The organism is Streptomyces sp. NPDC102437, from assembly GCF_044765565.1.
Taxonomy (GTDB): domain Bacteria; phylum Actinomycetota; class Actinomycetes; order Streptomycetales; family Streptomycetaceae; genus Streptomyces.
In genome coordinates, this window is the sequence record NZ_JBIWKI010000001.1 from 380,502 (window position 1) to 393,159 (window position 12,658).

Sequence of the window (12,658 nt, forward strand, 5' to 3'; positions counted from 1 at the left end):
TCGTGCCGATCATTGCAGTCATCCAGCCGACGGGTCCTGTTCGCCGCGAGGTTCCCGATGCCCCCTGGTGCGCCGTTGCGCACCCGGCCATGCTGTCCGCCGACAGCGCCCGCGCCCGGAACGGGCCGCGCAACCATCGGGAACCCAGGAGGACTTGTGGTCCTTGGCATAGTCGGCAGGACAACCGGACCGCGCGGGAGAGCGGCGCGAGGGCACAGGACTCTCGCGCGCCCGGCCGTGCTGCTTGCGACGGTGTCCGCCCTGACCGTCGGCGCGATCTCTCCCGCGCTCGCCGATTCGAACCCCGATCCACGACCCCGCACCTCCGCCGAGATCCTCAGACCGGTCGCCCCGCCACCCGCGAGCAACCCGGCGGGGGCGCTCCGCTCGGTCGCGGACGGCGACGGCATCGAGACCGCACGCACCTCCCGTCCGATCGCCCCGGGGGTCAGCCTCAGCTCGTACGACCGGCTCGAGTCCGACAAGTGGCTGCGCGTCGACAACCTCTCGGTCGACCTCGCGGGCAGCGGCGTACGCGCCGACTACCTGTCCTCCGGCAAGGTCTCCGAACGGCACAGCGTCTCCGAACTCGCCGCCGGACACGACGCGGGCCGCGGCCGCCGCACCGTCGCCGCGATCAACGCCGACTTCTTCGACATCAACCAGACCGGCGCGCCCGAGGGCATCGGCATCAAGGACGGGGCCACCGTCCAGTCGCCCGCCCCGGGCATCAACCGGGCCGTCGGTATCGGCCCCGACAGCGCGGGCCGCATCCTGAACCTGTACTTCGAGGGCACGCTCACCCTGCCCGCCGGACAGCGGCCGCTCGCCGCCTACAACGCGGCCAACGTGCCGGCGGGCCAGGTCGGTGCGTACACCTCCGCCTGGGGAACCGCCGACCGCGCCCTGACCGTGGACAGCGCGACGCCGGTCGCCGAAGCGGTCGTACGGGACGGCAAGGTCGTTTCCGTCTCGCGCGCACCCGGCTCCGGGGCCGTCCCCGAAGGCACCACCGTCCTGGTCGGCCGTGAGGCCGGCGCCGTGGCACTCGGCGCACTGAAGCCCGGTGACCCGGTGTCCCTGGCCTACCGGGCCCGTACCGACAGCGGGGCCGTGCCGCGCACCGCCGTCGGCGGCCGGGAACTCCTCGTCGTCGACGGAGTCGCGCAGAACCATGACGGCGAGGGCAACAACACCGCCGCACCCCGTACCGCCGTCGGCTTCTCCGAAGACGGCCGGACCATGCAGATCCTCACCGTCGACGGACGGCAGGCCGACAGCGGCGGCGTCACCCTCACCGAACTCGGCCTGATGATGAGGCGCGCCGGATCGTACAGCGCACTCAACCTGGACGGCGGCGGATCGTCGACCCTCGTCGCCCGCGAACCCGGCAGCGACGCGCTGCGGGTGGAGAACAGCCCGTCCGACGGCAGCGAACGCACCGTCCCCAACGGCCTCGCCCTCACCGCCCCCGACGGCAGCGGACGGCTCAAGGGCTACTGGGTCGAGCCCAGCACCCCCGCCGGCGCCGCGCCGGGCGCCGACCCAGTCAAGGGCGGCCACCCCGACCGGGTCTTCCCCGGCCTCACCCGTCGCCTCACCGCGACCGGGTACGACGAGACCTACGGCCCCGCGCAGGGCGCCCCGCGCTGGCGCACCGCAGACGGATCGGTCGGCACGGTCGACGGCAACGGGCTCTTCACCGCACGTCGCAGCGGCACCACCGACGTACGCGCCGAACACGGACCGGCGCGCGGGAGCACGTCCCTGACCGTCCTCGACGAGCTGGCCCGGACCGAACCCACCACCCGGCGGGTGGGCCTCGCCGACGCCGGGGCGACCGGCACCTTCGGCATCGTCGGATTCGACGCCCACGGCACCAGCGCCCCCGTCGAGCCGCGCGACATCGAACTCGACTACGACCACGCCCTCTTCGACATCCGCGACGACGGGCAGGGCTCGTTCACCGTCGCCTCACGCACCGGCTCCGGCGCGGGGCAGATCAAGGCGAGCGTCGCGGGCACCACCACCGTCCTCGCCGTCAGCGTCGGCCTCACCGAGCAGGCCGTCTCCTCCTTCGACGACGCCGGGTCCTGGAAGTTCAGCCAGGCGCGCGCGGACGGATCGCTGGCGGCCACCGCCGACGGCCACACCGGCACCGGACTGAAGCTCAGCTACGACTTCACCCGGTCCACCGCCACCCGCGCCGCCTACGCCGCCCCGCCCCAGCCGGTCACCGTGCCCGGTCAGCCCCAGTCGTTCAAGCTGTGGATCAAGGGCGACGGCCGGGGCGCCTGGCCGACCCTGCACCTCAAGGACGCCGCCGGCTCCGACCAGCTGCTGCGCGGACCGTACGTCACCTGGAACGGCTGGCGGCAGGTCACGTTCACCGTGCCGCCTGGAGCAGCCATGCCGCTCTCCGTGTCCCGCTTCTACCTCGCGGAGACCGCGGCGGCCAAGCAGTACACCGGTGAGATCGTGATCGACGAACTCACCGCCCAGGTCCCGCCCACCGTCGACCTGCCCGGACAAGCCGCTCCCGCCGACCCGCTGATCGACCCGGCGGCCGTGACCGGGCGCCGGGACTGGCGGTTCGCGGTGATGTCCGACGCCCAGTTCGTCGCCCGCGACCCCGACAGCGCGATCGTTGCCCAGGCCCGGCGCACCCTGCGCGAGATCAAGGCGGCGGCCCCGGACTTCCTCGTCGTCAACGGGGACCTCGTCGACGAGGGATCGCCCGCGGACCTGGCCTTCGCCCGCCGCATCCTCACCGAGGAACTCGGCGACACGCTGCCCTGGTACTACGTACCGGGCAACCATGAGGTGATGGGCGGCAGGATCGACAACTTCATCACCGAATTCGGGCCCGCCCAGCGGACGTTCGACCACAAGGGAACCCGCGTCGTCACCCTCGACACCTCCGGCCTCAGCCTGCGCGGCGGCGGCTTCGCCCAGATCAGGCAGCTCCGCGCCCAGCTGGACGCGGCTGCCGAGGACCGGACCGTCGATTCGCTGATGGTCATCGAGCATGTGCCGCCGCGCGATCCGACCGTCCAGAAGGGCAGCCAGCTCGGGGACCGCAAGGAGGCCGCCCTGGTCGAACAGTGGCTCGCCGACTTCCGCCGTACGACGGGCAAGGGCGCGGCCCTCATAGGCAGCCACGTCGGCGTCTTCCACGCCTCGCACGTCGACGGAGTGCCGTATCTGATCAACGGCAACTCCGGCAAGGCACCGGCCGGACCCGCGGACGACGGCGGTTTCACCGGCTGGTCGCTGGTCGGCGCCGACCGCATCGGCCAGGGAGCCCAGGCCGCGGCGCGGCAACGGCCGTGGCAGGGCGGGCCCGACTGGATCTCCGTACAGACCCGCGCACATGTGGACGCGCTGAGGATCGACGCCCCGTCGGTGCTCGCCACCGGAAGCCGTACGAAGGTCACCGCGACGGTCACCCAAGGGAACCGGAGCGTCCCGGTCGGCTTCCCGCTGGCCGCCGACTGGACCGGCTCGCCGAACGTGCACATCGGTGACCGCAGCGGCGTCCGCCCCCACCACACGGCGGTCCTCGATCCGTCCACCGGCACCCTCACCGCGCTCCGGCCGGGCACGATCACGCTCGCCGTGACGGTCAACGGCACGACACAGCGGATGCGGATCACCGTCGCCGCGGCCGGGTCCGCTCCGGCCGCCTGACAGGCCGGGAGCCGGACCGGAAGCCGCCCGCACCCCGACACGGGGGCGGGCGGCCCCGCCGCTACAGCTTGCGGTACCCGTACGCCTCCGACGCCGCGGCCTCCACCGCCGCGATGTCGCCACCCGCCGACGCGGTCACCACGGCCGCCACGGCACCCTCCACGAACGGCGCGTCCACCAGCCGCGAGCCGTCCGGCAGTTCGTCCCCCTCGGCCAGCATCGACTTGACCGTGAGCACCGCGCTGCCGAGATCGACCAGCAGCGCGACGCCCGCGCCGGAGTCCACCGACCTGGCGGCCGCGGCGATCAGTTCCGCGCTCGTCCCGAGGCCACCCGCGGGGGTGCCTCCGGCGGCGGCCACCGGCGCCGTGGCGCCGCCCGCCGCGAGCCCCCGGGCCAGCTCGGCCACGGACTCGGCGACCGGGCCGCTGTGCGAGACCAGCACGATCCCGACCTGATTCCCGCCGCTCATGCGCCGCCCCCGTCCGCCGCCGTATCGGCCAGCGCGGCGATCAGCAGCGCCGAGGACGTCGCCCCGGGGTCCTGATGACCGATGCTGCGCTCACCCAGATAACTCGCCCTGCCCTTGCGGGCCTGCATCGGAACCGTCGCCAGCGCCCCGGCCTCGGCCGCCTCCCGGGCCGCCCCGAACGAGGTGCCGAGCGCCTCGGCGGCAGGCAGCAGCGCGTCGAGCATCGTCTTGTCCCCGGCCTGCGCCCCACCGAGCTGCGCCACGGCCGCGACGCCCACCCCGAGCGCCTGCGCCAACTGCTCCGGCGTCACGGCGGGAGCATCGCCCAGGGCCTTGCCCGTGCGCCGCAGGAGCGTCCCGTACAGCGGGCCCGAGGCACCGCCGACCTTCGAGATCAGCTGCCTTCCGGCCAGCATCAGTACGGCCCCCGGAGTCTGCGGGGACTCCTCGCCGAGGACCGCGGTCACCGCCGCGAACCCGCGCTGCATGTTGCTGCCGTGATCGGCGTCCCCGATCGCGGAGTCGAGGTCGGTGAGGTGGTCCGCCTCACGGCTCACCTCGGCCGCGGCGGCGGCCATCCAACGGTGGAAGAAGTCGGCGTCGAGCACATGATCTCCTTGTCGCTCCAGCATGACGGGTGCGGTACGGGCGGGTCATCGGCCCCAGCGCAGCGCCGGGGTTTCCACCGGTGCGTCCCAGAGCCGCAGCAGCTCCTCGTCCACCTGGCAGACCGTCACCGAGCAGCCCGCCATGTCGAGCGAGGTCACATAGTTCCCCACGAGCGTACGAGCCGCGACGACACTTCGCTCGGACAGCACCCGCTGGACCTCGGCGGCGAATCCGTACAGCTCCAGCAGCGGCGTCGCGCCCATGCCGTTGACCAGCACGATCACCGGCCCTGTCGGCCGCAGGTCGTCGAGCACCGCGTGCACCGCGAAGTCCGCGATCTCGTGCGAGGTCATCATGGGCCGGCGTTCCCGCCCCGGTTCGCCGTGAATGCCGATCCCGAGCTCCAGCTCACCCGCCGGCAGATCGAACGTGGGGGAGCCCTTGGCCGGTGTGGTGACGGCGCCGAGCGCGACACCGAAACTCCGCGACGCCTCGTTCACCTGCCGGGCGACGGCCTCCACCCGCTCCAGCGGAGCGCCCTCGTCGGCCGCCGCTCCGGCGATCTTCTCGACGAACAGGGTGGCGCCCGTGCCGCGCCGCCCCGCCGTGAAGAGACTGTCGGTCACGGCCACGTCGTCGTTGACCAGTACCTGGGCGACCCGGATGCCCTCGTCCTCGGCGAGCTCCGCGGCCATCTCGAAGTTCAGTACGTCACCCGTGTAGTTCTTGACGACGAACAGCACCCCGGCACCGCTGTCGACCGCGGCGGCGGCCCGCACCATCTGGTCCGGCACGGGCGAGGTGAACACCTCTCCGGGGCAGGCCGCGGAGAGCATCCCGGGCCCGACGAACCCCGCGTGCAACGGCTCGTGCCCGGACCCGCCGCCGGAGACGATCGCCACCTTCCCGGCTACGGGTGCGTCACTCCGCACGACGACGCGGTTCTCGACATCCACGGTCAGCTCGGGGTGGGCGGCGGCCATACCGCGCAGTGCGTCCGCGACAACGGTTTCGGGGACGTTGATCAGCATCCTCAACGATATCTCCTGGGAGTTGGGAGGTGTGGCGCCGAGCGGGGTCCGCCCAGCCCGGCCGGGGCCGCCACGTCGTTGGACTCCGGGGCTCCGGCCGAGCTGTCGCCGGGTCGCTGCCGACTCTACTGATGGGGTATCACGTTGTGTCGGAGACAGCCGAACCGATGACCGGCCGGGTCCGGGAGTCCGCTTGTTCGGCGGATCGCCCGAGCCGGGGCGCACGCCGCCCCCATTCCGCACGAGGACTGTGCGGCCGGCCGCGGTGAGCTACCGCTCCTCGATCTCGACGAGCGGCGTGTGCTGGTACCAGCTGCAGAGGACCGAGATCTCACGGTCGTCCCGCCCACGCGTCGTACCCGGTCAGACGCCTGCCGCCCGCGCCGCCTCGTACACCTCGCCGGCCACGTCGATCAGCTCCGAGGCGTCGCGTGTCGTGCCCTGGAGGTCCAGCAGAATCTTCGGGACCCCCGTCTCGGCGTGGGCCACCAGGTCCTCGACGATCTGGGACACATTGCCGTGGAAGGGCGTGCGGCCCGCACCGGCGGCCGGTTCGGGGGTGTACCGGGCATTGGCACGGGCGCAGACGCCGACCGGCCGCTCCCGGCCCCGCTCGGCCGCCAGGTCCTGGACCCGCTTCCACTGCTCGGCCAGCTGTGCGGCGCCCGTGGCCACGGGCATCCAGCCGTCGGCCCGGTCGACCAGGCGGCGGGTGGCCCGGGGGCTGTTCGCCGGAAGATAGACCGGAATGGGGCGCACCGGCTTCGGACCGACGACCGACGGGGCGATGGTGGTCAGCTCACCCCGGTACGAGACCGGGTCCGGGCCCCAGACGGCCGCGCACACGTCGAGCAGCTCGTCCAGCACCGCGCCGCGCCTCTCGAAGGGGGCGACCGACGCGGCGGCGTACTCGTCCAGGGACCAGCCGGTGCCGAGGCCCGCGATCACCCGGCCGCCGCTCGCCACGTCGAGCGTGGCCAGCGAACGGGCCAGCTGGAACGGCACGTGCAGCGGCGCGACCAGGACGCTGGTGCCCAGCCGGGCCCGGTCCGTCGCCCCGGCGGCCAGCGCGAGCGTGACCAGCGGGTCGGCGACGCTGCGGTACTGCTCGGGCCACGGCAGCCCCGGAACGCCGTACAGTCCCTGCGTGGCGGGCTCGGGAAAGATGATCCGCTCGAAGACCCACAGGCTCTCGTAGCCGGTCTCCTCCGCCGCGCGCGCCACGGCGGCCACATCGCGGCCGATGTCGTACTGCTTCATCTGCGGAAGACCGAGACCCAGCGAGACCGGCATGTGCGTACTCCTTCTGGTGAGCAGCGGGACAACCACCGTATGACACTTGCCCGTTGTTCGTGCGTCTCTCTTCGCGCAGGGGGCCGGGTGCGGCCGCGGCCCGTGGGGCGGGTGCGGTCCGTACGCGGTGACCGGGGCGTACCCCGACGGGCGGCCGCCGGAGCCGGGCGGGGCGCACACGCGGTGCGCGGCCGTGGCCACACGGCTCGGCGCCGGTGAACGCGGGGCCCTGTCGAGGCCGAGGCGATCACGAGATATCTTGATGTCAAGCAATGTTGCAGACGTGGAGCGGAGCACAGGGTGACTGACTCGACCATCATCTATACACACACCGACGAGGCCCCGGCCCTGGCGACGTATTCGTTCTTGCCCGTGATCCAGGCGTACGCCTCGACTGCCGGGGTCAATGTCGAGAGCCGTGACATCTCGCTGGCCGGACGCATCATCGCCAGCTTCCCCGAGCGTCTCCAGGAAGGCCAGCGCATCGACGACGCGCTCGCCGAGCTCGGTGAGCTGGCCAAGCGCCCCGAGGCCAACATCATCAAGCTTCCCAACATCTCGGCCTCGATCCCGCAGCTCAAGGCGGCCATCGCCGAGCTGCAGGCGCAGGGCTACGCGCTGCCGGACTACCCGGACGACCCTCAGACCGACGAGGACAAGGACGTCCGCGCGCGCTACGACAAGGTCAAGGGCAGCGCGGTGAACCCCGTGCTGCGCGAGGGCAACTCCGACCGCCGTGCCCCCGCCTCGGTCAAGAACTACGCCAAGGCGCACCCGCACCGCATGGGCAAGTGGACCGCCGACTCGAAGACGAACGTCGCCACCATGGGCGTCGACGACTTCCGCTCCACCGAGAAGTCCACGGTCATCGCCGAGGACGGTGCGCTGCGCATCGAGCTCGCGGGCGACGACGGCAGCACCACCGTGCTGCGCGAGTCGGTGCCGGTGCTCGCGGGCGAGGTCGTCGACGCGGCGGTCATGCGCGTCGCGGCCCTGCGCGAGTTCTTCACCGCGCAGGTGGCCCGTGCCAAGGCCGAGAACGTGCTGTTCTCCGTCCACCTCAAGGCCACCATGATGAAGGTCTCCGACCCGATCATCTTCGGCCACGTGGTCCGCGCGTTCTTCCCGAACACCTTCGCCAAGTACGGCGAGGCGCTCGTGGCCGCCGGCCTGTCCCCGAACGACGGCCTCGGCGCCATCCTCAAGGGCCTGGACTCGGTGCCGCACGTCGGCGCCGAGATCAAGGCGTCCTTCGAGGCCGAGCTCGCCGACGGCCCCGCGCTGGCCATGGTCGACTCGGACAAGGGCATCACCAACCTGCACGTGCCGAGCGATGTCATCGTCGACGCCTCCATGCCGGCCATGATCCGCACCTCCGGCCACATGTGGGGCCCGGACGGCGAGGAGGCCGACACCCTTGCCGTCCTGCCGGACAGCAGCTACGCGGGTGTCTACCAGGTCGTCATCGACGACTGCCGCGCCAACGGCGCCTTCGACCCGTCGACCATGGGCTCGGTGCCGAACGTCGGCCTGATGGCGCAGAAGGCCGAGGAGTACGGCAGCCACGACAAGACCTTCGAGATCCCCACCACCGGCACGGTGCGGGTCGTCGACGGCAACGGCGAGGTCGTCCTGGAGCAGGCCGTCGACGCCGGCGACATCTTCCGCATGTGCCAGGCCAAGGACCTGCCGATCCAGGACTGGGTCAAGCTCGCCGTCACCCGCGCCCGCGCCACCGGCGTCCCGGCCGTGTTCTGGCTGGACGAGGACCGCGCCCACGACGCGCAGCTGATCACCAAGGTCAAGAAGTACCTCGCCGACCACGACACGGACGGCCTCCAGATCGAGATCATGTCGCCGGTCGAGGCGACCGCGTTCTCGCTGGAGCGCATCCGCCGCGGTGAGGACACCATCTCGGTCACCGGCAACGTGCTGCGTGACTACCTGACCGACCTGTTCCCGATCCTGGAACTGGGCACGAGCGCGAAGATGCTCTCCGTCGTCCCGCTCATGAACGGCGGCGGTCTGTTCGAGACGGGCGCGGGCGGCTCCGCGCCGAAGCACGTCCAGCAGCTGGTCAAGGAGAACTACCTGCGCTGGGACAGCCTGGGCGAGTTCTTCGCGCTCGCGGCCAGCTTCGAGCACCTGGCGACGACCACGGGCAACGCACGCGCCCAGATCCTCGCCGACACCCTCGACCGCGCGACCGGCACCTTCCTCAACGAGGACAAGTCGCCGAGCCGCAAGCTGGGCGGCATCGACAACCGCGGCAGCCACTTCTACCTGGCCCTGTACTGGGCCCAGGAACTGGCGCAGCAGACCGACGACGCGCAGCTCGCGCAGGCGTTCGCCGCGCTCGCGAAGACGCTGGGCGAGCAGGAGCAGACCATCGTCGACGAGCTGATCGCGGTGCAGGGCTCGCCGGCCGACATCGGTGGCTACTACCAGCCCGACCCGGCCAAGGCCTCCGCCGTCATGCGTCCGTCGCAGACCTTCGTCCAGGCCATCGCTTCCATCGGCTGACACGACACCGCGGAGAGGGGACGCGACTACGCGCCCCCTCCCCTCCCGCCCCGGCCGGCACCATGCCCGGCCGGGGCGGTTCCGTGTCCAGGAGCGGCACCGGAGCCAGGCCGCCGGATCGAGGAGTTTCCGCGCAACCGCCCCCGGGGAGCCCTTTCACCGATAGGTTCGTACGCCCGGACGAACCGTGCCATGGAAGGGGAGAGGCCGTGCTGACAGGCAGGAACGCCGTGGTCACCGGTGGATCACGGGGCATCGGCCGCGCCATCGTCGAGCGACTGTGCCGAGACGGGGCGCACGTGGTCTTCAACTACGCCACCGACGACGACGCCGCGGCCGAGGTCGTCCGCGCCGTGCGGGGCGACGGCGGCACGGTCCGGGCGGTCCGGCTGGATCTCGCGGAGCCCGACGGCCCCGAGCGCCTGATGTCGGTCGCCGAGGAAGAGCTCGACGGGCTGGACATCCTGGTGAACAACGCCGCACTGTGCCCCACCCCCTCCCTGCTCACGGACACCGATCCCACGGTCTTCGACCAGGTCCTGGCGGTCAACACCAGAGCGGTCTTCATGACGGTCCGCCACGCGGCGCTGAGGATGCGCGACGGCGGCCGCATCGTGAACATCTCCACGGCCAACACCGTGCGGCCGGGCCCCGGTATCTCCGCCTACGCCGCGAGCAAGGGCGCCGTCGAGCAGCTCACCGCCGTCGCCGCCCATGAACTAGGGGCCCGCGGGATCACGGTCAACACCGTCTCGCCCGGCGCCACCGACACCGAGCTGCTGCGGGGAAACAACCAGCCGCAGGCACTGGAGGCAGTCGTCGGCATGACCCCGCTGCGCCGGCTGGGGCACCCCGCCGACGTGGCCGATGTGGTCGCCTTCCTCGCCGGTCGCGACGGCCGGTGGATCACCGGGCAGAACATCCGCGCGACGGGCGGGCTGGCCTGAGCGGCGCCGGGGAAGCCCGCCGCCGGCCCCCGGCCCCGGGCGCGTCCACCGGACCGCCCGGCAACCGCACCGCACGGCAGAGGAGTTAGGCCGACGGCGGCCCGGTCCACGGCGGACCGGCGGCACGAAACCCGTCCCCGACCCGTGGGCGCCCTGACGGGTGAATGTCGTACGACGGCGGGCGGCGGGCCACGCACAGTGGCCCCGCGGCTGATTTGCTGCTCCTGGAATCTGGCGTGACGCGCGCGGGACCGGTCTGCCGGCCGTCCCGGTGGAAACGGCTCCCCTGCCGGGTGCTCGGTCCACCCGCGAACGACGATCGAAGGAGCGTCCCAGTGACGACGACGGGCACAACAGGGCCAGCCGACGCGGAGGAGGCGTACGCGAACGAGCTCCCGGTCCACGCGAAGGAACCGGGAAACGTCGTCATCAAGTGGCTGACCACCACCGACCACAAGACGATCGGCACGCTCTACCTCGTCACCTCGTTCGCCTTCTTCGTCGTGGGCGGTGTGCTGGCCCTCGTCATGCGCGCCGAACTGGCGCGTCCGGGGTTGCAGATCGTCTCGCCCGAGCAGTTCAACCAGGCGTTCACGATCCACGGCACGATCATGCTGCTGATGTTCGCGACGCCACTGTTCGCCGGATTCACCAACTGGATCATGCCGCTGCAGATCGGCGCGCCCGACGTGGCGTTCCCACGGCTGAACATGTTCGCGTACTGGCTCTACCTCTTCGGCTCGGTCATCGTCGTGGCCGGCTTCCTCACCCCGAACGGCGCGGCGGACTTCGGCTGGTTCGCCTACTCCCCGCTGACCGACGCGGTCCGCTCACCGGGCATCGGCAGCGACATGTGGATCATGGGGCTGGCCTTCTCCGGCTTCGGCACGATCCTCGGCTCGGTCAACTTCATCACCACGATCATCTGCCTGCGCGCCCCCGGCATGACGATGTTCCGTATGCCGATCTTCGTCTGGAACGTTCTGCTGACCGCTGTGCTGGTCCTGCTGGCCTTCCCGGTCCTCGCGGCCGCCCTCCTGGTGCTGGAGGCGGACCGCAAGTTCGGCGCGCACGTCTTCGACCCGGCCAACGGAGGCCCACTGCTGTGGCAGCACCTCTTCTGGTTCTTCGGTCACCCGGAGGTGTACATCATCGCCCTGCCGTTCTTCGGCATCGTCAGCGAGATCATTCCGGTCTTCAGCCGGAAGCCGATCTTCGGCTACGTCGGCCTGATCAGCGCGACGATCGCCATCGCGGGCCTCTCCGCGACCGTGTGGGCGCACCACATGTTCGTCACGGGCGGTGTGCTGCTGCCGTTCTTCTCGTTCATGACATTCCTCATCGCGGTACCGACCGGTGTGAAGTTCTTCAACTGGATCGGCACGATGTGGCACGGGTCGCTGTCCTTCGAGACACCGATGCTCTGGTCGATCGGCTTCCTGGTCACCTTCCTGTTCGGCGGTCTGACCGGCGTGATCCTCGCTTCGCCCCCGATGGACTTCCACGTCTCGGACTCGTACTTCGTCGTCGCGCACTTCCACTACGTCGTCTTCGGCACCGTGGTCTTCGCGATGTTCGCCGGGTTCCACTTCTGGTGGCCGAAGTTCACCGGCAAGGTGCTGGACGAGCGGCTCGGCAAGATCACGTTCTGGACGCTGTTCACGGGCTTCCACGGCACGTTCCTGGTGCAGCACTGGCTGGGCGCGGAAGGCATGCCGCGTCGTTACGCGGACTACCTCGCCGCGGACGGCTTCACCGCGCTGAACACGATCTCGACGATCTCCTCGTTCCTGCTCGGCCTGTCGATGCTGCCGTTCTTCTACAACGTGTGGAAGACCGCCAGGTACGGCCGGAACGTCGGGGTCGATGACCCGTGGGGCTACGGCCGCTCGCTGGAGTGGGCGACCTCCTGCCCGCCGCCGCGGCACAACTTCCTCACCCTGCCCCGGATCCGTTCCGAATCCCCGGCCTTCGACCTGCACCACCCCACGGTCCGCGCGCTCGAAGAGTCCCTCAACCGTCCGGCCACGGAACTGCCCCGGACGCCGGGGGACGAGAGGGACTGAGCGGGACGGCCCGGCGGAGGAGGAACG

8 protein-coding genes are annotated in these 12,658 nt (G+C 71.4%); 4 read left to right on the forward strand and 4 right to left on the reverse strand.

Annotated features, from left to right (window positions below):
- Positions 1 to 240 precede the first annotated feature (240 nt).
- Positions 241 to 3,690: a phosphodiester glycosidase family protein gene (locus tag ACIRJP_RS01710; RefSeq protein ID WP_404167633.1), complete on the forward strand. Its 3,450-nt coding sequence runs from the start codon at positions 241 to 243 to the stop codon at positions 3,688 to 3,690.
- Positions 3,691 to 3,751: 61 nt separating this feature from the next.
- Here ACIRJP_RS01710 and ACIRJP_RS01715 read toward each other — a convergent pair whose 3' ends face one another.
- The 4 genes from ACIRJP_RS01715 to ACIRJP_RS01730 all read right to left on the reverse strand — a co-directional run bounded on the left by ACIRJP_RS01715 (position 3,752) and on the right by ACIRJP_RS01730 (position 7,095).
- The gene (locus tag ACIRJP_RS01715; protein ID WP_404167081.1) at positions 3,752 to 4,162 is read right to left on the reverse strand and encodes a PTS-dependent dihydroxyacetone kinase phosphotransferase subunit DhaM; all 411 of its coding nucleotides are present in this window, start codon (positions 4,160 to 4,162) and stop codon (positions 3,752 to 3,754) included.
- Positions 4,159 to 4,770, reverse strand: coding sequence for a dihydroxyacetone kinase subunit DhaL (gene dhaL, locus ACIRJP_RS01720; RefSeq protein ID WP_404167635.1), 612 nt, complete (start codon positions 4,768 to 4,770; stop codon positions 4,159 to 4,161). The genes ACIRJP_RS01715 and dhaL overlap by 4 nt, the downstream gene beginning before the upstream one ends.
- A gap of 45 nt (positions 4,771 to 4,815) precedes the next feature.
- Complete coding sequence (gene dhaK / locus ACIRJP_RS01725; RefSeq protein WP_404167083.1) at positions 4,816 to 5,808, reverse strand: dihydroxyacetone kinase subunit DhaK; 993 nt, start codon at positions 5,806 to 5,808, stop codon at positions 4,816 to 4,818.
- Positions 5,809 to 6,165: 357 nt separating this feature from the next.
- Entirely contained in the window at positions 6,166 to 7,095 is a 930-nt protein-coding gene (locus ACIRJP_RS01730; protein WP_404167085.1) for an LLM class F420-dependent oxidoreductase, read from the reverse strand.
- A gap of 300 nt (positions 7,096 to 7,395) precedes the next feature.
- Between ACIRJP_RS01730 and ACIRJP_RS01735 the strand changes: the two genes are divergently transcribed.
- The 3 genes from ACIRJP_RS01735 to ctaD all read left to right on the forward strand — a co-directional run bounded on the left by ACIRJP_RS01735 (position 7,396) and on the right by ctaD (position 12,631).
- Positions 7,396 to 9,618, forward strand: a complete 2,223-nt coding sequence (locus ACIRJP_RS01735) for an NADP-dependent isocitrate dehydrogenase (protein ID WP_404167087.1) — start codon at positions 7,396 to 7,398, stop codon at positions 9,616 to 9,618.
- A 209-nt stretch (positions 9,619 to 9,827) separates the two neighbouring features.
- Positions 9,828 to 10,565 carry an SDR family oxidoreductase gene (locus ACIRJP_RS01740; RefSeq protein ID WP_404167089.1) on the forward strand — a complete coding sequence of 246 codons (738 nt, stop codon included), beginning with the start codon at positions 9,828 to 9,830 and terminating at the stop codon, positions 10,563 to 10,565.
- A gap of 335 nt (positions 10,566 to 10,900) precedes the next feature.
- Complete coding sequence (gene ctaD, locus ACIRJP_RS01745) at positions 10,901 to 12,631, forward strand: cytochrome c oxidase subunit I (protein ID WP_404167091.1); 1,731 nt, start codon at positions 10,901 to 10,903, stop codon at positions 12,629 to 12,631.
- Positions 12,632 to 12,658: the final 27 nt, after the last annotated feature.